20 protein-coding genes and 1 tRNA gene are annotated in these 20,644 nt (G+C 48.2%); all 21 read right to left on the reverse strand.

Features of this window, described 5'->3' with window-relative positions:
• Position 1 precedes the first annotated feature (1 nt).
• The 21 genes from lonC to BQ2674_RS06635 all read right to left on the reverse strand — a co-directional run bounded on the left by lonC (position 2) and on the right by BQ2674_RS06635 (position 20,588).
• The gene (gene lonC, locus BQ2674_RS06535; RefSeq protein ID WP_075573379.1) at positions 2-1,909 is read right to left on the reverse strand and encodes a Lon family ATP-dependent protease; all 1,908 of its coding nucleotides are present in this window, start codon (positions 1,907-1,909) and stop codon (positions 2-4) included.
• 4 nt (positions 1,910-1,913) lie between these two features.
• The gene (gene rplI, locus BQ2674_RS06540; protein ID WP_075572997.1) at positions 1,914-2,360 is read right to left on the reverse strand and encodes a 50S ribosomal protein L9; all 447 of its coding nucleotides are present in this window, start codon (positions 2,358-2,360) and stop codon (positions 1,914-1,916) included.
• On the reverse strand, positions 2,357-4,369 hold the full coding sequence (locus BQ2674_RS06545) for a DHH family phosphoesterase (protein WP_075572998.1): 2,013 nt from the start codon (positions 4,367-4,369) through the stop codon (positions 2,357-2,359). Before BQ2674_RS06545 ends, rplI begins: the two co-directional genes overlap by 4 nt.
• A gap of 16 nt (positions 4,370-4,385) precedes the next feature.
• Positions 4,386-5,342, reverse strand: a complete 957-nt coding sequence (locus BQ2674_RS06550; RefSeq protein WP_075572999.1) for a DUF2232 domain-containing protein — start codon at positions 5,340-5,342, stop codon at positions 4,386-4,388.
• Between the two features lie 79 nt (positions 5,343-5,421).
• Entirely contained in the window at positions 5,422-7,083 is a 1,662-nt protein-coding gene (locus BQ2674_RS06555) for a ribonuclease J (protein ID WP_075573000.1), read from the reverse strand.
• A gap of 216 nt (positions 7,084-7,299) precedes the next feature.
• Positions 7,300-8,160, reverse strand: coding sequence for a hypothetical protein (locus BQ2674_RS06560; protein ID WP_075573001.1), 861 nt, complete (start codon positions 8,158-8,160; stop codon positions 7,300-7,302).
• Positions 8,161-8,178: 18 nt separating this feature from the next.
• Entirely contained in the window at positions 8,179-8,976 is a 798-nt protein-coding gene (thiD, locus tag BQ2674_RS06565) for a bifunctional hydroxymethylpyrimidine kinase/phosphomethylpyrimidine kinase (protein WP_075573002.1), read from the reverse strand.
• Complete coding sequence (locus tag BQ2674_RS06570; RefSeq protein WP_075573003.1) at positions 8,973-9,479, reverse strand: SixA phosphatase family protein; 507 nt, start codon at positions 9,477-9,479, stop codon at positions 8,973-8,975. Before BQ2674_RS06570 ends, thiD begins: the two co-directional genes overlap by 4 nt.
• Positions 9,480-9,490: 11 nt before the next feature.
• Positions 9,491-9,772: an ArsR/SmtB family transcription factor gene (locus BQ2674_RS06575; RefSeq protein ID WP_075573380.1), complete on the reverse strand. Its 282-nt coding sequence runs from the start codon at positions 9,770-9,772 to the stop codon at positions 9,491-9,493.
• Positions 9,773-10,046: 274 nt separating this feature from the next.
• Positions 10,047-10,484, reverse strand: coding sequence for a Fur family transcriptional regulator (locus BQ2674_RS06580; protein ID WP_075573004.1), 438 nt, complete (start codon positions 10,482-10,484; stop codon positions 10,047-10,049).
• A gap of 4 nt (positions 10,485-10,488) precedes the next feature.
• The gene (locus BQ2674_RS06585; protein WP_075573005.1) at positions 10,489-11,307 is read right to left on the reverse strand and encodes a metal ABC transporter permease; all 819 of its coding nucleotides are present in this window, start codon (positions 11,305-11,307) and stop codon (positions 10,489-10,491) included.
• The gene (locus BQ2674_RS06590) at positions 11,300-11,974 is read right to left on the reverse strand and encodes a metal ABC transporter ATP-binding protein (protein WP_075573006.1); all 675 of its coding nucleotides are present in this window, start codon (positions 11,972-11,974) and stop codon (positions 11,300-11,302) included. The genes BQ2674_RS06585 and BQ2674_RS06590 overlap by 8 nt, the downstream gene beginning before the upstream one ends.
• Before the next feature lie 164 nt (positions 11,975-12,138).
• Entirely contained in the window at positions 12,139-12,579 is a 441-nt protein-coding gene (locus BQ2674_RS06595; RefSeq protein ID WP_075573007.1) for a universal stress protein, read from the reverse strand.
• A 12-nt stretch (positions 12,580-12,591) separates the two neighbouring features.
• Complete coding sequence (locus BQ2674_RS06600; RefSeq protein ID WP_075573008.1) at positions 12,592-12,921, reverse strand: hypothetical protein; 330 nt, start codon at positions 12,919-12,921, stop codon at positions 12,592-12,594.
• A gap of 15 nt (positions 12,922-12,936) precedes the next feature.
• Entirely contained in the window at positions 12,937-13,842 is a 906-nt protein-coding gene (locus BQ2674_RS06605) for a hypothetical protein (protein WP_075573009.1), read from the reverse strand.
• A gap of 12 nt (positions 13,843-13,854) precedes the next feature.
• Positions 13,855-14,796 (reverse strand): phosphodiester glycosidase family protein, encoded by a 942-nt coding sequence (locus BQ2674_RS06610; RefSeq protein WP_075573010.1) that lies wholly within the window; start codon positions 14,794-14,796, stop codon positions 13,855-13,857.
• Between the two features lie 28 nt (positions 14,797-14,824).
• On the reverse strand, positions 14,825-15,631 hold the full coding sequence (locus BQ2674_RS06615) for a polysaccharide deacetylase family protein (protein WP_075573011.1): 807 nt from the start codon (positions 15,629-15,631) through the stop codon (positions 14,825-14,827).
• 48 nt (positions 15,632-15,679) lie between these two features.
• Complete coding sequence (locus BQ2674_RS06620; protein WP_075573012.1) at positions 15,680-16,651, reverse strand: C-terminal binding protein; 972 nt, start codon at positions 16,649-16,651, stop codon at positions 15,680-15,682.
• Positions 16,652-16,960: 309 nt separating this feature from the next.
• Positions 16,961-17,049: transfer RNA gene (locus BQ2674_RS06625), tRNA-Ser, on the reverse strand.
• A 75-nt stretch (positions 17,050-17,124) separates the two neighbouring features.
• Complete coding sequence (locus BQ2674_RS06630; RefSeq protein ID WP_235828830.1) at positions 17,125-18,849, reverse strand: ABC transporter ATP-binding protein; 1,725 nt, start codon at positions 18,847-18,849, stop codon at positions 17,125-17,127.
• Entirely contained in the window at positions 18,846-20,588 is a 1,743-nt protein-coding gene (locus tag BQ2674_RS06635) for an ABC transporter ATP-binding protein (protein WP_075573014.1), read from the reverse strand. Before BQ2674_RS06635 ends, BQ2674_RS06630 begins: the two co-directional genes overlap by 4 nt.
• Positions 20,589-20,644: the final 56 nt, after the last annotated feature.

Genomic DNA, 20,644 nt, shown 5'->3' on the forward strand with positions numbered 1-20,644 from the left:
CCTACTCGACAAGCAACAAGGCAAGAACTTCATCAACAGTTTTAACGGCATGTATGGACATCTGCAAGTGACTCGCTCCTATGTCGTCCTTATTTTCAGAAGGAATAATCATTTCTTTCATACCCGCTCTGGCGGCGCCATAAGCCTTTTCAAATATACCGCCAACGGCTCTTACGCGGCTGCGCACGGAAATTTCTCCCGTTACGGCCGCATCCTGGCGAACTGCCCTGCCTGTTATGGCCGAAATGAGTGCAACCGTTACGGCAACGCCGGCCGACGGTCCGTCTATTTGCCCGCCGCCAATAAAGTTGACGTTAATATCGTAATCGGACAATTCTTTCCCCGTTACGGCGCGGACAACGGCAGCTGCATTAAAGAGGGAATCTTTGGCCATAGAGCCGGCCGTATCATTGAAGCGGAAATACCCCTTTCCCTGCTGTCGTGCCGGAAAAGCGACTGCTTCGATTTCAATAACCGAGCCCAAGTAGCCGGCTACACCGAGACCGAAAACCTTGCCTACTACGGGCGTAGACGAGGCCTTTTCCGTAACATACGGCACATGCCTGCCGATACGGGCAACATGCCTTGCCGTATTCGTCGTAATGGTGATGCCGTCTGCCGTTCCTGCCGTGTATACTGCATAACCGTACATGTCGGCAAGGATATTGACGGCCTTTCGCCCTTCCACCGTAAATTCACTGATATAGGAGGCAACGCCATCAGCAAGGTTCACGTGCAAATCGTTGGCCGCATTTACAACGATTTGCTCAATATGCTGAGGCGTGAGCGGCTCGAAGAACACTTCTGCGCAACGGGAACGGATAGCCGGATTAATTTCGCCGGGGCTGCGCGTCGTCGCACCGATTAAGATAAAATCGGCCGGAGCACCTTCGGCAAAGAGCTTGCGAATGTAGGTCGGTATAGCCGGATCCGTTTCGTCATAATAGGCCGATTCGAATTGAACTCGCTTGTCTTCCAGTACTTTCAATAATTTATTGAGCAGGAGCGGATCCATTTCACCGATTTCATCAATAAAGAGGATACCGCCGTGCGCTTCCGTCACAAGACCCGGTTTCGGCTCGGGAATCCCCGTATCCGCCAAATCTCTGCGCGCGCCCTGATAAATGGGATCATGCACGGATCCGATGAGGGGATTAGTCATATCGCGAGCATCCCAACGCAATGTCGTACCGTCCGTTTCCACAAAAGGGGCATCTTTACCGAACGGTGTATAGGTAAGCTTTTTCGCTTCTTCCAGAATAATTCGCGCCGCCGTAGTCTTACCTACGCCGGGCGGGCCGTAGAGAAGGATATGTTGCGGATAAACGGAGGCCAGTTTGCCGCGCATCGCCTCAACGGCGCGTTCCTGACCGATAATGCGATCCAACTGCCTGGGGCGCACTTTTTCCATAACCGATGCGGTCAGCTTCACCTTGTCCAACGCTTCGAGGCGTTCCAATTTTTGCTTTGTTTGCGGCGTCTCTACATCCTGCTGCTCTTCCTGAATAATCTGCATTTTAATTTCCTGCACATATTCCTGCTGCTTTTCTTCCATACGGCGGGAAATCTTTTTCTCCAAGCGCTCCTCTACAGCTTGACGCGCCAGCATTTCAGCCAGTACATTTTCCAAATCATCGAGGACGACTACAACTTCTTCATCAGTCGGCACGTTTTTATAGGACGTGTCCTCATAAATAAGGCGCTGCAGCCCGACGAGACGGCGCCGCGGATCGGCCGAGTGAATATACGCCAAAGCGGAATACTTACCGGCCCGCAGAACCATCTTTTCCGGCCCGATAAGTCCCGTAAAGGCGCCGTACAGTACATTGACCTGTCGGCGCAATTCCTCTTCTGCCGACGGCTCCAAATATTTCTGCCGCTGCAGGAGTTTTTCCAGCAATTCCTTCATACCCTTATCCTTCGACAACATGAACTTTAATAGCCGCCGTAATCGTCGGATGCACGCGAATGACGACTTCGTATGTCCCCAATGCCTTAATGGGCGCCTTTATTTCCACTTTCCGCTTGTCCAGCTCCAAATCATACTGCGCTTTTGCCGCATCGCTGATGTCTTTGCCCGTAACGGCGCCGAAGACTTTACCTTCCTTGCCGATGCGAACGGGTATCGTCAGCTCCACCTTCTTCAATTCGCTGGCCAGGACAACCGCTTCATCCGACGCAACTTGCGCCTTATGTGCAGCTGCCGCTTTTTTCTGCTTTGCATCGTTTATATTTTCAGTTGTTCCCGGTGCAGCCAATTTTCGGGCCAATAAATAATTACGGCCGTACCCGTCGGATACTTCTACGATTTCACCTTTTTTACCGAGTTTCTTTACATCTTGCAATAAAATTACTTTCATGCCTGCTCAACCTCCGTTTCTTCCGTAACTTCCTTCAGCGCCTTCCACACGGCTGCCTGCGCTTCTTCCGTTGTCATGCCTTTAAGCTGTGCCCCGGCAACGTTGCTGTGCCCGCCGCCGCCGATAAGTTCCATAACACGCTGCACATTGACTTCACCCTTGGACCGGGCGCTGATACCAATAGTGTTTTCAGGAAGTTCATAAAAAGTAAAGCTTACTTTTACGTCTTTAATATTGACCAGCAGGTCTGCCAATTGGGCCGCCACCATGGATGCGTTCTCTTCCAGCCGGCCGCAGTCGGTCATGACGGCGCCGTCACGAACGACAGCCCTCGAAATAAGTTCCGCCTTCAATTTAACCGTATTGAAATCAGAACGGAAAATGCTGCGCACAATTTCCGGATCTGCGCCGCAGCGGCGCAAATAAGCGGCTGCATCAAAGGTACGTACGCCCGTCTGTACGGCGAAGTTCTTCGTATCGACAACAATGCCCGCATAGAGGGCCGTCGCCTCAAGCTTACTGAGCTCCACGTCTTCCTGATAGTACTGAATCAGCTCCGTAACGAGTTCGCTCGTAGAAGAGCTTGACGTTTCCATATACGTCAAGAGGGGACGTTTAATGATTTCCGCACAGCGGCGGTGGTGGTCGATAACCACTCGCTGCGGCGTCATGTCGAGAAGATTACTTGCGGCCGTCATGTCGCCACGATGCGTATCGACGACAAAAAGGAGTGTCTGCTCCGTGCAAATCCGCGCCGCTTCGTCAGCCGAAATAAGTAAATCGTCAAAGGCCTCGTCGGCGTGCAGCTGTTCTGTCAAAGGCCGGACAGCATCATTTTGGTCGCTGACTACAATGTGCACAGGATGACCCGACAGACGGGCCATATGGGCTACACCGATAGCCGCACCGAGGCAGTCATAGTCTTCACGCGTATGTCCCATAATGAGGACGGAATCGCAATTGGCAATGAGTTCGTGCATGGCCTGAGCCACAACGCGCGCACGTACACGCGTATGCTTTTCGACAGACTGACTCTTGCCGCCGTAAAAATGAGCATCGCCGTCATCTTCATAAACGACGACCTGATCGCCGCCGCGGCCGAGCGCAAGATCTAAACCGGCGCGGGATTTTTCCGCCAAGCCGTCAAAGTTGGTCCTGCCCGACTTGATGAGCTCTTCCGAAATGGCGGCCACGCCCATACTGATCGTAACGGGAATGCGATTGACCGTATGAATGGTCCGAATCTTATCTAAGAAGGAAAAATTCTCCTCCTTCAGCGTATCAAGTGCTTCCCTGCTGAGGCAGGCAAAGTATTTGCCGTTGCTGTACGAGTGTATGTAGCACCCCAGGGCCGTCAATTCGCTGACAATGCAGTTATTGACGTCCGTCCACAGTGTCGCCTGCTGCACGGCCGACATACCCTTGGCAACTTCTTCCATGTTGTCGATTTCGATTTCCCCGAAAACGGGAACCGCTTTCAGGCACAAGGACTTTTGCTGCTCCGTCTCCGTAATATCGTCAAAATAAAGGATAAGATAACCGTCTCCCTCAGTCACTTCGCTTGAGAGACTCTTATACACGACGCGATACGTGCGGCTGTCAATTACTTCAAAAAAGTATCCCGCCTTGGTCCACATCTTCTCAATCTGCAAATTATCCATGACCCGATCGAGCCGATCACTTTCGGATACGGAACCAACCCAATCGAGAAAAACGCTGTTTGCCCAGCAAAGACTCGTTTCTTTATCAATAATGGCGATGCCGATGGGAAGATTTTGAACAGCATAAGTCGTTGCCTGATCGACGCTTTGCGAAATGGCATCAAAATAACGGCTTATTTCCCGGTTGCGCTCCGTATCGCTTTTATGAGTCAATACGAGAACGCCTGCAATTAAAATCAATGCCAATACGGCAATAACCCAATTGTAAAAAGCCAACGAGGCCACAAGAATAAGAATGACCGCCAAGTATACAAATTCAGCTTTACCTGAAAATAGGTGTTTAAGCATATTCCACTCCTACGCATCAGTTGACGCGATATTTACGGCGATACGTAAAAATAATATCCGCAATACCTGCCAGAAATGTTATGTACTGCGTCGGCACAGGTAAAAACCAATATACGAAAATAAGTATTCCCTGGCTGAATGTGCTCATTATAAATCGCCGCTGTAAAAAAAAGAATATAACAGCCAAGCCATTGAGGGAAATGAGGAAAAACATGAGATTATCCAAGTTTATTCCGCATCCGTTCAGAAGCATAATTTCCCGCGTCGTTCCCCAATACTGCATGATTTGCGCTAATACATATAAGTATAACACAGGCCTTCCCATTTCCCAATAACGGATGGGCAGAAGCGGCGCGACTTCAAGCCCTGAAAAGTTTAAGAGAAGCCGCGTAAGCTTCGCTTCCGCATATGTCATGACGGCGACGGCAATAACGAGGGCTGACGGGATCATAAGGGGAATGACATCCGTAAGAGCGACTATGTTATATTTCACATTCATAATTTCCAAATCGGAAACACCGGCTGCCGTCGCATTTTGCAGCGCCTGCTCAAAAGCCGCTGCCAGACTTTCCCGAGCAACTGCAAAAAGGTTAAAACCCATGGTCACATATAAGATCACAAAAAAAGCGGTCATAACGACGGTCATATAGCCTACAGTCACGGCAAGCATTTTTTTCAGCGACCAGCCGTAACGAAAAGCCGCGCCTATACATACACCGAAAGGGGCGCCGACGGCCAATAAAAACAGGGCCGTTGCCGCCGTTGACACCAAGGCCGCAGCAATTCCCGTGAAAACGATAAAACCGAAGGTGCGATAAAGGCCGAAAACCGCAAACACAACTGCCGCAGCCAAAGAAAAAGCGATTAAACTGAAAGGAAAGGTCACCGGCAAGATAATAAACAGCACGGTCAATACGGTCAAAATACCCGTAATGAGTGCCGCCCCGGGGACAGACCTTATATTTTCTTCCACCGTAGTCCTCCTTCATGTCTTCTTTACAACTCAGAACAGCGGAGGACGCCGCCTCCGCTGTCTCTTGTGCCGTTAAATTTTATACTTCCATAATAATCGGCAAGATCATGGGACGCCGCCGCGTTTTTTCAAACAAATACCGGCTGAGCGTATCCCGTACTTGCGACTTAATGACCGACCATTCACGAATTTTTTCTTCTTCGCATCGTTCCAAAACGGCGGCCACTTTCTCATGAGCCTCTTTCATAAGCTCTTCCGAATCGCGAACGTACACAAATCCGCGCGAAACGATATCCGGTCCCGCCAATGCATGACTTGTTCCTTGAGCCAAAGTCATGACAACAATAACCATCCCTTCCATAGCAAGCTGCTGACGATCACGGATAACAATATTGCCGACGTCGCCGACCCCGAGGCCGTCAACGAAAACCCGTCCCGCATTAACACGGCCCGCTTTTTGTCCGGACCGGGATGTAAATTCAAAAATCTGCCCGTTGTCGCCAATGAGAACGTGATCTTTTTCTACACCCATTTCGACAGCAATATCGCCGTGTTTTCTGAGCATTCTGTATTCACCGTGAACGGGAATAAAATACTTCGGCTTGATGAGGCCAAGCATAAGCTTCAACTCTTCCTGACTGCCGTGACCGGAAACGTGGATCCGCTTATTGCTGCCGAAAACTACCTTTGCACCGAGGCGCATGAGATTATCAATTGTCCGGCCTACACCCGTTTCGTTGCCGGGAATGGGCGTTGCCGAAATGATTACCGTATCACCGGGCATAATGCTGACGCTGCGATGGTTGTTGGACGCCATGCGGGACAAGCCGGCCATCGGTTCACCCTGACTGCCTGTCGTCAAAATAAGAATTTGCTCAGCCGTATATCGGCTCAATTCATCCGCTTCAATAAGCACACCGTCAGGTACATTCAAATACCCCAGCTCCGATGCAATCTGTACATTATTAACCATGCTTCTGCCCATGACAAGGACCTTGCGCTTGTACAGAACCGCCGTATTGACAGCCTGCTGAATGCGCGAAATATTAGAGGCGAAAGTCGCCAAAATAATGCGTCCCGTCGCTTCTTTAAACTCTTTACGGAAGGCTTCACCTACAGTGCGTTCCGACTCCGTATATCCCGGTCGTAAGGCATTGGTACTGTCCGACATTAAGAGCAGTACGCCGCGCCTGCCCAGTTCCGCAAATTTGTGCATGTCCATGAGCAGGCCGTCAACAGGCGTCAAATCGACTTTAAAGTCCCCTGTGTGCACAATCGTGCCGACAGGTGTCTTAAAATAAAGGGCGCTCGCATCGGGGATGGAGTGATTTGTATGAATAAAACCGACCTTCATGCAACCGATTTTCACTTCATCGCCATGGCGCACTTCATTTAACGTGTACTGACCGATATGATTTTCCTTCAGTTTTCCTTCAACAAGGCCGCAAACAAGCTTTGTTGCATACACGGGCACATTAATTTCGTTCAGCAAATACGCCAAACTGCCGATATGGTCTTCGTGTCCGTGCGTAATGACAACAGCTCGCACCTTATCTTTATTCTCAATCAAATAGCTTATATCGGGAATTACAAGGTCGATTCCGAACATGTCATCATCAGGAAACGCTAAGCCGGCATCAAGAACAATAATATCCTCACCGAACTGAATAGCCGTCATGTTCTTGCCGATTTCCCCGAGTCCGCCTAAGGGAATAATCATAAGCTTTTCCTTCTTAGCCAAAACTTTTACCTCCTATATAGTTTTAAACAAAACATCCTGTATATCCGGGCCCTCCTTCGGGCTTATAAAAAGTCACGTCCGTTTACGGTTTATCATATTTTCCACTTTTTTACGGCTCCTGTCAATATCAATCAGATAACAGAGCTATACCCAATTCCAGAGCTTTTAAGCGGAACCCCTTTCATTTGGCGCGAACTCTTACGGACATTTTTTCTCTTATCTGCGGCCGGCCTGCTCTTTTACATAGTCGGGTACACGTAAATCCACGTCAGCCGATAATTCAGTATAATCCAAAGTGAACATACCCGTACTGTATTCGGCTATCTGTCGGCCGACAGCTTGTTCTTCCGGTGTCAGCGAACCGCTCATAGTCAGGGCGTAATTTAAAATACCGCGCAGCTGTCCCGTCAAGGGAATTTCAATATGTGTAATTTTATGAATTGCCGGATCAACGTAAACCGTTGCCGTAACGCTTCCGCTTTGTTTGATCGCATTCAGAATGCCTACGGCATTTTCCATGTCTTTCTCGCTTACACCTGCCGCTTGATGAGAGTTTTTCCAATGCTTCACCATACTGTCGACATCAAGCTGTGATAAATCGACGGTCGCCGTATATGTGTCGGGACGTATTTCTTCGACATTGCCCCACTGATTTGCAGTCACTTTCCGTTTACCGATCTTTTCCGCCAAGGGCACGGCATCTTTCAGTTTCTCCGTACCTGATTTCCACCGCTCATCATTTTTATGGTAATAATAGGCCAAGGTGTCTTCTATCTGTTCGGCATATACATCGGCGCGGCCTGAAAAAGTCAGAAGACCCGTGGAATTTACATCCGCATGTCCCTTAGCCCGAAAGGGAGTCATTTGCACGGATAATGTTTCATTTACGGCAGCCGTCATGGCAAAGGGAATCTGCGTACTTACATGTAAGGTATACACACCTTCCGGATGAGATGCCAAATTACCGGCAGCCTCACTGAGTACTTCCTTCGGCGTCGCTGCCATTACCGTTCCCGACAAAGCGGCCAGCATCGCCAGGGCACAGCAACCACGTTTTACATGGGTCATAAGTTTCATGATTACTCTCCTTTATAATTATATACCCGCTCTTTTATAAAGCTCATAAAAATGATGAATCGGTCCGTGTCCTTTCCCGATCGGCTCTGCATGAGAAATACCGTCAAAGACATATCGCTTAGCTTCCCTCACGGCTTCGACGAGCGGCATACCCTTGGCCAAGTCGGACGCAATGGCGCTGGAAAGAGAACATCCCGTACCGTGCGTACTCGTGCTTTCAACACGTTCCCCTTTAAAATAGTGAAATTCTTTACCGTCAAACAGAACATCTGTAGTATCGTCAGCACGGTGCCCGCCTTTGACCAGGATCGCCCTTGAACCGAAGGCGGCAATCTTACGAGCTGCCTTTTCCATGTCGCCGAAGTTCTTAATTTTCATTTCCGCCAGCACTTCCGCTTCCGGAATATTCGGTGTCAATACGGTCGCCCACGGTAAGAGAACTTCTTTTAATTCTTTTTCCGCTTCCGGCGCCAACAGTCTGTGACCGCTCGTTGCCACCATGACCGGGTCGATGACGACAATATCCGGTTTGTACTGCAACAATTTTGCCGCAATGACGCGTATTGTTTCGGGCACACTTACCATCCCGATTTTCACGGCGTCTACAGAAATATCTTCAAAGACCGCATCGATTTGCGAGGCGATTAATTCAGGCGACACATCCATATAAGCGCGAACACCTTGCGTATTTTGAGAAACTACTGCCGTAATAACATTGAGGGCAAAACAGCCGTGCGCACAAAAGGTCTTGCAATCGGCCGCTGCGCCGGCTCCGCCTGACGGGTCCGTACCGGCAATAGATAAGACATGTTTCATTCCGAATCCCTCCTTTCCGTCTGTTGTCTCAAAAGCGGCAAGACAGCGGGCTGTACATACAAAAGCAATTGCCCCGTGCCGACACTGTCACCGCCCTGTTTATAGTCGACAAAAGCTGCGGCAGCATGGGAAAAATCAATTTCCGCACCGGTCCAGTACTGCAGCCACTCTTCCAAATAAGGCGAATGACCTACGCAAAGCACCGTTTTTTCCGCCGTCTGTCGCAAAACATGCTCATAAAATCCGTTTATGTCGCCGTCAATCAAGGTCTCATGGCGCTGCACTTCATGCACACCCAATTGTGTCGCCATGATTTCCGCCGTCTGAACGGCGCGCGTAATCAAGCTCGAATACACGGCAATATCATTTTTTCCCGTATAGGAACGAATGATTGCCGCCATAGATTTGACATCGGCAACACCGCGTGCAGACAATCTATACTCCACATCCGCACCCTTTCCGGAAAGCTCCGTCGCCCCATGCCTCATGAGCCAAATATACATATTTGTCACACCTATTCGGAAACGTGTTCCAAGCCTACTGCCAATAAAGCGTATACGTGGTCGTCAGCAAGCGAATAGTATACCTCTTTACCGGCCCGCCGGAACTGCACGAGCCGCGCGTTTCGCAAAATACGCAATTGATGGGAAACTGCCGACTGGCCCATATTGATTTGTCTCGATATATCATAAACGCATACTTCGTCATGCAAGAGAACGCGTAAAATCCGTAACCTCGTCGGATCTCCCAATACCTTGTATATATCGGCCAAAGGCTGCACGTAATCATCATCCATAACGGGGTTCGGATTTACCTTAATATGAACGCATGGGGTCCGTTGCGCCGCTCCCGTTTTTATTTCTTCCGTCACTGTTTCCTTCCTTCTCCTGCTATTTTCAGGTTACAAATATTTCTATATAGCCATTATAGCATACAATACTGCTTTCACTCATTTCCGCCCGTCACCACATCATACAGCCGGCCCATATCACGCGTCGTCGCCATGTTTTCCAAACCGCGCCGCCCTGTCGCACAAGTTCACAATACCGGGTCGGGTATCCTTTTCCACCTTATCGATCCGTTTTTTTAGAGCAATCACTGCAATAGCCGTAAAGCTCCAAGTTATGTCCGATAATCTCGAATCCCGTATCTGCCGCTACGTGTTGTTCAAATTCACTCAGCGGACAATGAGAAATATCGACGTGTTTATGACAGCTCATGCAAATAATGCGGTGCGTGTGGCCCCCGGACTTGAGGGAAAAGCCGTAACTGCGCAAATCGGGGAAAAAGCTCTTTGTGACAAGACCTTTTTCCGTAAAAAGCTCCAATACGCGGTAAATAGTGGAAAGATTGGCAGTTCCTCCGACTTCCAGGAGAATGCGGTAAATTTCTTCCGCCGTCAATACGGTTTTTCGCTCCGCCAACACGGTAAGTACGGCATTTCGCGGCTTTGTGCTTTTCAAATGACAGCGGTGCAATAATTCCGCGCAATTTACATCCTCTTTCATGACATTACACCTCCTCGGGCCGTCCGTCCATAATTTGACACACTTGCCGATACATAATGACGCCGAGGAGGACAATAACGGAAAGAACGGCGATTAATCCTCCCGGAGCGGTCCCTATTTCGTAAGACAGGCAAAGTCCCGCAAGGACGTCAAAAAAGCTGAATACGACGGCATACACGACGGTACGGCGGAAGCCCTTATGCAGCTGGAGAGCCGTCGCTACGGGCAGGGCAATAAGCGAGCTGATGACAAGAATGCCGACAATGCGAATGGCTACGGATATGGTCGCCGCCACGAGAACGGAAAAGATATAGTTAACGGTCCGGTTTTTCACTCCCGCAATCCTGGCCGCATCTTCATCAAAGGTCAGCATCAGCAGCTGTGGGAATAAAAGCACCACCGTTCCGATAGTCACGGCACTGAGAAGGATGACGGAGAGGACGTCGTCGTCCGTAACCGTCAAAATACTGCCGAAGAGGAAAGACTCTACGTTGGCCCGTACGGCGCCGGAACTGATGATCGTAATAGCGATACCTACGGAAAAGGATAAAACGATGACTAAAATCAGTTCGGCATAGCGTTTAAATTTGTTACGCAACACTTCAATGAGCACGCCGAAAAAAGACGTAACCGCGAAAGCGCTTAAAATCGGATTCGCGTGAACAAGAAGACCGACGGCCACACCCGCCAGCGAAGCGTGTGACAAGGCATCGCCAATCATGGAATAACGCCGCAAAACTAAAAATATACCGATTAAGGGGCAAACAAGGGAAATCAATATGGCCACGATAACGGCATTCTGCATGAATCCGTACTCAAACATAGGCCTCACCTTCCGTATTGGCCGAGATATATTCACGCACGTACTCGTCAGGCGAACAGAGATGCCCCTTTCCTGAAGCGAGATGGAACATATAATCAGAATTGCGTTTAGCCGCCCTCAAGTTATGTTCAACCGTAATAACCGTCATCCCAGATTCATTGAGCTGCCGCAAAAGAGCGTATAATTCACGCTGTCCGCGCACGTCGATGCCGGCAGACGGTTCATCAAGAATGAGCAAATCCGGCTGTGCCATTAAGGCCCGCGCAACAAAGACGCGCTGGCACTGTCCGCCCGATAAATTACCGATAAGGGCATGCACGAACTCTTCCATGCCGACAAGATGCAAATAATGCCGTATGGCGCTTCGGTCCTTTATTTTCATGATTTTCCCGTAATAATTCATGACTTCCCATACAGTAATGGGAAACTGACTGTTCAAAGCATCAAAACGCTGCGGTACATAGGCGGGCCGTGTAAAATCATTGAAAATTTCGCCGTGTGTCGGCGTTTGCAGTTTTAAAATCAACTTTATGAGCGTACTCTTACCGGAACCGTTTTCGCCGACAACGGAAATATAATCACCGTCACGAACGGTTAAATTGATATCGCTCAATACATAGGGCGACGTCAAATCATAAGCAAAATAAATATGTTTTAACTCAAGCACGGGAATTCCCCCCTCGTCAGATTATTATATAGTCGCGCTTACGCAAATGCAAGTTATTCGCATACTCCAATCCGTCCGTGCCTGCGGCCCTTACGGATACAAAAATGCGTTTCCGCCTTACGGCCATCGCCGCTCTGCGGAAACGCATTCAACTATATCACTTTTTACTTTACGACGATGACGGGAGAGCTCACGTGTTCCAACACATACGTACTCACAGAACCCATTGCGACACCTGCCAATGCTCCCAAACCGCGTGTTCCCATAACGACCAGATCAGTCCCGGAACGTTCCGCAACAGAGACAATGACCGCCCCGGGTGAACCGATTTCAAATAATTCATCCGCCGTGATCTCTGCAGGAATACGTTTTTTCGCTTCCTGCAGAACGGCATCACCCTTCTGCTGCACTTTTTTTGCAACTGCGCCGGCATCATAGCTGCCGAAAAATCCGTTAATACGCGTCATTGCCGACGTTAAGGAGGCAACATAAAGAACCGTAACGGAGCTCTTCATTTCGCCGGCCAAATACACGGCATGCTCCAAGGCCAGTCGGGAATATGGCGAGCCGTCGAAAGGAACCAGTATTTTCTTATACTCCTTCATATTATCTCCACCTTATGTACTGCGTTTTCCCGTTTTCGATCTCGTCTTTATAACAATATTACGTCCGTCTTTTACAACTTCCAATGAAATGTCGCCGATACCGTCTTTATAATAGGCCAGCTTAATTTCCAACAGCAACGCCCCGACCTTTGTCTGCAAGTCTTCCGTAAAGAACTGTTTTCGCAAACCGGCTGCTTTGTCCTGCGGTTTTACAGACAAGGCCCGTTTTTTCGGTTTCACCGCTTCATCGTCCCAATCAGCCGTCTCAAAAGTTATATTTTCTTCCGCTCCGGCAAACATATCTGCAAGGGAACGATTTTTCGGTATTTTATTTTTTCCCATGTAATTACACCTTCTTTACTTATCGGTTTCGGCGTTTTCAACCTTATCCGAGGCTTCATGCATGCTGTCCAAGGTTATTTGACTGAAATCTTCCGGCGTTTTGTACGTTGCAATCTTCGTAAATCCCTTGCGCAAGCGACCGCGATACGCAGCAATCACCTTATTGTCCGCATTCATTTCGGCAATGTAAATTTCTTGCCCGTCTATGCCGACGAGACGGAAATTTCCGTTCGGTGAAATTTCCCGCCATGTTCCCGTATCACCTTCAAGCATGTAAACAATACCCGTACGCAAATTATCGTAGAAGAACACGTCTTTATCGTAAAATACGGCAATTTTACCGATATTTTCCGCTTGCACGGGAATGCGCCGCGTGTCGTAGTTGGCGTCGGTGCGGTAAATGCGGTACTTGTCTTTATCCACTTCCAGCTTCATATAGACCACATTGGTCGCTACGGAGTAAGCCACATCGACGATTTTGCTGTCTCGCGGCGCGTTTTCAATCTCCGTATCCAGTTCTCTGTCCGGTGCCAAGGGATTATATTGCGCTATATAAACGCCGTATTCGCCGGTCCGGTCGTCGCGGCCGTAGCTGGCAAAAATCGCCAAATTTCTGTCAGGCAGCCATTCAAAGAAAGAGAGCTTCCGTCCGTGTAAGCTGATGCGCTGCGGTTCGCCCTTTTTGCCGGCCTGATAAATAGTAACTCTGTCACCGACAACGGTGGCCATGAAGCGCTTATCAAAGGAGTAATAGGCCTGCCCGTCCGGCTCTACGCCGAATCCGAGGGCCTCCTGCTGATTCGTGCCGCCGATTTGATAATCCGACGTGGCCGCAAAGAGAATATTATCCAAGTAATAATATATGCCCGCCTGCAGCAAGAGTCCGGCGGCAAACATGAGTGAAACTTTTTTTAACTTCATTCCCGCCCCTCCCTATTTCACGATAAACGCGGTCGGAATCATGCGTTCGCCGAGCAAATCGGCCGGCTTATTGACGACATTGCCGTTCATATACAAGGTCGAGCTTGAGCCGCCGTCCAAGTTTGCCGCAATATAGGCGCCTTCTTCATAAAGAATATTCTGTACATCGCGCAGTGTCGCGCCGATGGAGTAGGACGGCTGCCGTCCGTCGATGACAAGGAAAAGAACGGTACCGTCTTTACGCTGACCAATAGCCGTACGCGGGCCGACGCCCCAACCGCCGTCGCCGCTCGTAATCATTTTTTCGCCGTTCACAATGAGGGCGGGGCCGAAAGAAATGCCTTCGCGTACGTCAAGTGAAATCAGCTCGCCTTTACTGTAATTACCGGCAAGAAGATTGCCGTCCTTCGTAAAACCTACAAACTCGTTTACTTCGCTGTCCGCCACATGCTGCCCTAAAACAAAGGTGCCGTCATGGATGATGAAGCCGTACGGGCTGCGGCCCGTACCGGTTCCGTTGGCGTCATAAAAACCGCCGGCGTTAATGGCCGCAACAGCGTTATTACGTTGCGCGATGCCGCTCGTCGTATCCCCCTTTTCATCCAGATTTTCGGCTGTTGCAATTTCCACACGCTTCGGATCCGGAATTTCCAATAAAAACCCCTTAAAGCGGCTGGAATCGATATTTTTTAATTTCAAAGACGGATCCGTACGAGTCGTGAACTTAAAAAGCTCCTGCTTCGGAGCCGTACTGATACCGCCAAGAATCTTGTCAATTTCGTCCTGCGAAAAAAGCCAGGTTATATATTGCGGGTGTCTGCTTTTCAAAATAGCACCGACAACGGTACGCTTAATATTGTCGAAAGGCCCGAAAAGCACGACGATCGGCGACGTAACCGCAAAAAACAGGAGCGTCACCACCAAAAATTTACCGATTTCTTTAACTATCTTCATATATACCTCATATGCCGATACGCGCCGGTTAACGTTCTTCGTAATGTTCCGTCGTAACGCGTTGTTTGAAATTATCAATATCCACTGCATTGCCTATCCAAATACGATGAATTGCATAGGGATTGTCACCGTATTTTGCCCAGCCCGGGTTCATCGTAAAAGCCAACTTAATACCGTTTTTCTTCATGACTGCCTGGGATGCGGCATCATTCGAGCCGTAAGGATAGCAGTAAAATTCGTTTGTAATTCCCAAGTGGTCTTTCAATTCCTTTTGGCACATGGCGACTTCTTGGTTTAAGACGGTTTCGTTCATGCCCGCCAAGCGTTCATGATGGTATCCGTGACCGGCAATAGTCATGCCTGAAGCTTGCATTTCTTCAATCTGTTCCCATGTCAAACGAGTCCCTTGATCGGCATCATACGTAGGAATAAAGACGGTGCACGCAAAGCCGAATTCCTTCATAAGCGGCATGACGACAGAATAGGTATCCGCATACCCGTCGTCAAAAGTAATAACCACCGGATTTACAGGTACGGGCTTGTTGAATACGACATAATCGTACAGCTGCCCCATCGTAAGAGGGTGGAAATCATTATCTTTTAAGTACCGCATTTGTTCCCGCAAATGAGATTCCTTCAAAACGGCATCATTATCTTCTATGTCGCCGATCATATGATACATGAGAACAGGAATCCCGTTTTCAGGCACTGCCATGGCGACTTCTCCGGGCGCCGTTTCTTTTCCCGTCGCTCCGTCCGATGGTGTATCCGTACTGCAGCCGGCCAAAAACAGGCCTGTCAGACATACACAAAAAAGCAGCTTTAAAATTCGCAAGGCAATGCCTCCTCACACCCAATCATCGTTACAGCCGCCTGCACGCGTTTATTCTTCAACGGGAAGGCGCACAAAGGGAATATCTTCGTATTTTTCGTCTAAAAAGAGGCGAATAAACCGTTCCGCATCATCATACTTTTCTTTTTCCGCCTCTACGGAATGACACCGTACATCCGGCGTCAATAAAAATTCGGGCCGTTCCAACATTTCCAGCAACATGGCACTCGGGTGTTCCATGGTCAATACGTCCAAGGCGACACTGCGAATATGTCCGTCGTCTACGGCATGATACAGCGCAGCTTCGTCGACAAGGCCGCCGCTGCCGCAGTTCACGAGCATAGCCCCCCGCTTCATGCATTCAAACTGTTCTTCCTGGAACATGTTGCGTGTCGATTCTTCTATAGGTAAATGGAGAGAAATTAAATCACTGGTTTTTAACAATTTATCAAAGTCCACGGGGTTTACGCCGTTGTCGGACATAATTTTTTCACTGACAAACGGATCGTAGGCCTGAAGCTTACATCCGAAAGGCTGCAAACGCCGAGCCACGGCCTGTCCTACACGGCCGAAACCGACAAGGCCCAGCGTGTTGGCGCTGACACGATGGAGCGGCCAGGGAATTGCCCCGAACTGCCACCGGCTGTTATTGCGCACATCGCCGGCATACTCCGGTATTTGTCGGAGCAGGGCCAGAATCATGGCGCAGGCATGATCGGCCACGTCTTCCTCAAAATAGCCGTGCAGGCAGGCAACCTTGATGCCGTGTTCTTCAGCTGCCTTTAAATCTACATTGGCAGCCGATTCGCCCAACACGACGATAAATTTCAAATCATTCAGTTCCGTCAACACGGCCTGCGACACGACTTCATCTTCACAAATGAGCACATCGGCATCATCCAATTGTTCTATTAATTCTTCATCATCTGTGGCGGAGCAATATTCCACATCGGCAATATCGCTCAACCTCTCTCCAAAATCATCTTCATCCTGGTGACCTGTAAGAACACGTATGTGGTACATATCACTGCTCCTTTTCTGCAAAACCCGTTTAAAGATATAAAGATACAGTTAAATATATAACATAAATGCAGTGAAATAGCAAGGCTGCAGAAGCGCCGTCGTCTCAAAAAACACACGACAGTTACCTGTTGTGACACGGAGTTCATCTCATCGATAATACAAAAATATATTTTTGAAATCTTTGCGGACCTTACCTCATCCGCAAAGACCGCGGGAATGAAAAAGAGGAATCACCAAACAGTTTTTAAACCGCTTGCATAATAGCGGCTTAAATGGACTGAAAGTGTTTCCTCTTCTTATTTATAAATATGGCGGAAGGGGTGGGATTCGAACCCACGGTACCTCGCGGTATCACTAGTTTTCAAGACTAGCTCCTTAAACCTCTCGGACACCCTTCCGCAACGAAACAAGTATAGCAAATTCAAAAGTTTATCGTCAAGAAAGGCCGTTGCGTGGAAATAAAGCCGTCACGTTCAATAAACAAAATCTTCCGCCAGCCGTGCATTATACACCAGACTTGCATATACTTTTGAACTGCGGATAAGGTCATCGTGCTTTCCGCAGGCGTCGGTCTTCCCGTTATCGATGACGACGATCCGGTCGGCATTTTCAACGGATTTCAGCCGATGCGAGATGATGAGAACCGTTTTTCCCTTTATGAGCTTGTTTAGACTGTCCTGTATCTTTTTTTCATTATCCACATCCAGGGCGGCAGCTATCTCATCCAGGATGATGATGGGGGCATCCTTTAAAAATGCACGGGCAATCGAAAGCCGCTGCCTTTCCCCGCCTGAAAGAAGGGCTCCGTTTTCCCCAATAACTGTTTCATACCCGTCCGGGAGCTTATTTATAAACTCTTCGCAGTTCGCAAGCCGCGCCGCATTTTTGATCTCTTCGTAAGACGCATCTTTTTTCCCGATCCGTATATTTTCCGCAATCGACGTATTGAAAAGAGTCACATCCTGGAAGACGATAGATATCTTTTCGAATAAAGTCTTTGTAGAAAGCCGTTTAATATCTTTTCCGCCGATCGTTATCGTGCCGCCGTCATAATCATAGAGCCGGGAAATAAGCCGCAGGATGCTTGTTTTTCCGCAGCCGCTTCGCCCTACCAACGCGGTCACCTCATTTTGAGCGGCTTTGAAGCTAACGTCGTCCAATACCTTCGTCCGGCCGTCATAGGAAAAAGACACATTTTTGAATACGACGTCATAGCCGGACAACTTCGTATCTTCACCTTTCTGTATTTCCGTTTCCCTGATTTCTTTTATCCTGTTAATTCTGGCGTCGAGATAAAATAATTCCGCTATATTTTGATTAACGCCGTCGGCAGATTCTTTCAGCTTCATTGCCGCCAGTATATAGCCGATCAGATAAAGTATCGTGACCTGCCCGGCCGCATACAGGGTAATCCCCGTAATGATGACAACGGCAAGAGAAAGCTGCAAGAGCAGTCCGGCGAATACGACGGGAATGAAGACCATAAGTTCCGCTTTTATATGCATTCTTTCGCTTTCTTCCATTTTTTTATACAAGAGGCATTTGATCTTTTCCGACAATCCGAAGCTTTTGATATCTTGCTGCAGCTCAATGGTTTCCTGAAAATAGTCCGAATTATCTCTGAGTTTTTTGTAATATTTCAGATTTTCCCTCAGCTGCATCTTTTTAGACAGCCATATAAGGAAGAAATTCAACAGGACCGGCAGGATAACGGCAAGGCCGAGGAATATATTTCCCCACAACAGCAGAGCCGTAAAAACAGGGAAAAAAATAAAGAATCCCGCCGCCATTGCCATGGCATGGCTCATGGCGTGTTCGACGGCTTCGACATCGCTCATGACAGTTTGAGAGATGTCGGCGACGTCATGCTTTGAAAAATAAGACAGCGGCAGTTCCTTCAATATTTCTACAATTTGTATCCGTAAATTGGCACTTTCCTTATAAGTAGCATTATATAAGCTGTCATACTGTATACTCAACAATATATACATGGCAATCAGGATCACGACAGACAGCACGATATATAAATACCCGCTTTTAGTATTTCCCAGTATGAGTCCATCTGTCATCAGCATGAGGAGTATGAGGGGAAACATATTTATTATGTAAACGGAAAGGGATGCAAAGGTCGCTTTTACCAAATCCCCGGCCCCTTGCTCGGTCAACGCGAAGTATTTTTTAAACATCTCTTTCATCATTTTACCCTCCATTCGTTGGCCCGGCCGTAAAGCTGCTGAAGCGCCCTGTACTTGCTGTCTCTACCCATCAGAAATTCGTCGGTGCCTCTTTCTATGACTGTGCCGTTATCCAACACTAAAATCTCGTCCACCTTCCGTATGCTGGTCAATCTATGGGCGATCATCAATACCGTTTTTCCTTTCATCAGGCGAGAGAATGTCTTTTGAAATTCATGCTCGTTTTCAGCATCGATGGCGGCGCTGGCTTCATCCAGGATAATGATACCGGCATTTTTCAAAAGCGCTCTGGCAATAGCAATCCGCTGCTTTTCCCCGCCCGATAAATAAACGCCGGCCGTACCGAGCATTGTATTCTCTCTTGCCGGAAATTTATCGAGAATACTGCCGCACCCTGCCTGATAAAGAGCTTCCAGCACCTGCTCCCGTGAGGCATTTTTATTGGCAAGCCTGACGTTTTCGAAAATAGTGTCTTTAAACAGCTTCGCATCTTGAAAAACAAAGGCAATATTTTGAATAAGCGCTTTTTCCGTATAACTTTCCAACGGCCGGCCGCCTATTTTTATGGAACCGGAATTAACGTTATAAAAACCGGAAATCAGCTTCGCTATAGTGGACTTTCCGCTTCCGGAAGCACCTACAAGGGCATAGCTCCTGTTTCCCGCCAATTTGAAGCTCAGGTTCCGTATGACCGGCTCATCACGGTAACCAAAGCTCACCCTATCGAATTCGATGTCAAAATTCTCAAAAACCGTATTACTTCCGAAGGTAAGCCGGTCACGGTACATCTCGTCAAAAAGCCGCTCAAGTTTTTCTACTGCAGATGTTCCTTGGAAAGCATACATGGATACATACATGATCTTCATAAAAGCATTGAACAGAACGCCGCTCAGGAAGAACAGCATGATCAGTTCGACAGCAAGAGCCTTCGGCTGCTCCTGCAGGTTTAGAAGAAGGACAACAACTAATATTACAATAGGTATTACCCCGAAAAAGATCAGTTGAAAGATTGTATAAGGCCTTTTACAGCTCATTGAATAATTAAAGGCATAACGGGAATAATCTCTGATAGCTTTATTAAGCGCTTTAAAAGAGGCAAGGCCGGCACTGAAAATCTTGACTACCGGTATGCCTCGTACATACTCGACGGTTGCACTGCTGAGATCTTCAAGGGCGGCGTAATATATCTTCATAAAATTTTGGTCACCCATCATGAAATATACAAGGATACCTGCGGAGACCGTCAAAACGGTCAATGCGACGCCGACCTTCGCACTGATAAAAAAGCCCAGAATCAATATGAAAACAGGAGTAAGAACGGCACCGGCATTATCCGGTATCAGATGAGCGACGATCATATGTGTTTGCGAGGCATTATCATCTATTATTTTTCGTATTTTTCCCGAAGTTTCAAAATCAAAAAACCGAAAACTCGCATTTGCCAGGCCGTCGATCCCCTTTTTTCTCAGATTTGTTTCTAATCGGAAGCCCAGAAAATGAGTGAACAAAACGGAAAAATAGTATAATATAGCGCCGCCGGCCAACATTGCCGCAATCAGTACGGCAAAAAACCGGGATTGTTCCGTCTGCTCCAAGACGATCAGTTTATGCAGGAACTCATATGTATAATAATAAGCCCCGCATATCATAATTGTCGACAGAATCGTAAATACTATAGCCAAATACGCCAATTTCTTTTCTTTAGGAACATAGTACAGGAGTTTTTTATATGCACGGATCATTTATTTCACCCTTTCCTACCGGCGGACCGGAAAGATTACAACAATGATCTTTGAAT

Source organism: Megasphaera coli, assembly GCF_900095855.1.
Taxonomy (GTDB): domain Bacteria; phylum Bacillota; class Negativicutes; order Veillonellales; family Megasphaeraceae; genus Megasphaera; species Megasphaera massiliensis_A.

What these genes read in the sequence shown, in the direction of transcription:
- lonC (WP_075573379.1), bottom strand. Translation starts at nt 1,909, where the DNA reads ATGAAGGAATTGCTGGAAAAACTCCTGCAGCGGCAGAAATATTTGGAG.
- rplI (WP_075572997.1), bottom strand. Translation starts at nt 2,360, where the DNA reads ATGAAAGTAATTTTATTGCAAGATGTAAAGAAACTCGGTAAAAAAGGT.
- BQ2674_RS06545 (WP_075572998.1), bottom strand. Translation starts at nt 4,369, where the DNA reads ATGCTTAAACACCTATTTTCAGGTAAAGCTGAATTTGTATACTTGGCG.
- BQ2674_RS06560 (WP_075573001.1), bottom strand. Translation starts at nt 8,160, where the DNA reads ATGAAACTTATGACCCATGTAAAACGTGGTTGCTGTGCCCTGGCGATG.
- thiD (WP_075573002.1), bottom strand. Translation starts at nt 8,976, where the DNA reads ATGAAACATGTCTTATCTATTGCCGGTACGGACCCGTCAGGCGGAGCC.
- BQ2674_RS06570 (WP_075573003.1), bottom strand. Translation starts at nt 9,479, where the DNA reads ATGTATATTTGGCTCATGAGGCATGGGGCGACGGAGCTTTCCGGAAAG.
- BQ2674_RS06575 (WP_075573380.1), bottom strand. Translation starts at nt 9,772, where the DNA reads ATGGATGATGATTACGTGCAGCCTTTGGCCGATATATACAAGGTATTG.
- BQ2674_RS06580 (WP_075573004.1), bottom strand. Translation starts at nt 10,484, where the DNA reads ATGAAAGAGGATGTAAATTGCGCGGAATTATTGCACCGCTGTCATTTG.
- BQ2674_RS06585 (WP_075573005.1), bottom strand. Translation starts at nt 11,307, where the DNA reads ATGTTTGAGTACGGATTCATGCAGAATGCCGTTATCGTGGCCATATTG.
- BQ2674_RS06595 (WP_075573007.1), bottom strand. Translation starts at nt 12,579, where the DNA reads ATGAAGGAGTATAAGAAAATACTGGTTCCTTTCGACGGCTCGCCATAT.
- BQ2674_RS06600 (WP_075573008.1), bottom strand. Translation starts at nt 12,921, where the DNA reads ATGGGAAAAAATAAAATACCGAAAAATCGTTCCCTTGCAGATATGTTT.
- BQ2674_RS06605 (WP_075573009.1), bottom strand. Translation starts at nt 13,842, where the DNA reads ATGAAGTTAAAAAAAGTTTCACTCATGTTTGCCGCCGGACTCTTGCTG.
- BQ2674_RS06610 (WP_075573010.1), bottom strand. Translation starts at nt 14,796, where the DNA reads ATGAAGATAGTTAAAGAAATCGGTAAATTTTTGGTGGTGACGCTCCTG.
- BQ2674_RS06620 (WP_075573012.1), bottom strand. Translation starts at nt 16,651, where the DNA reads ATGTACCACATACGTGTTCTTACAGGTCACCAGGATGAAGATGATTTT.
- BQ2674_RS06630 (WP_235828830.1), bottom strand. Translation starts at nt 18,849, where the DNA reads ATGATGAAAGAGATGTTTAAAAAATACTTCGCGTTGACCGAGCAAGGG.
- BQ2674_RS06635 (WP_075573014.1), bottom strand. Translation starts at nt 20,588, where the DNA reads ATGATCCGTGCATATAAAAAACTCCTGTACTATGTTCCTAAAGAAAAG.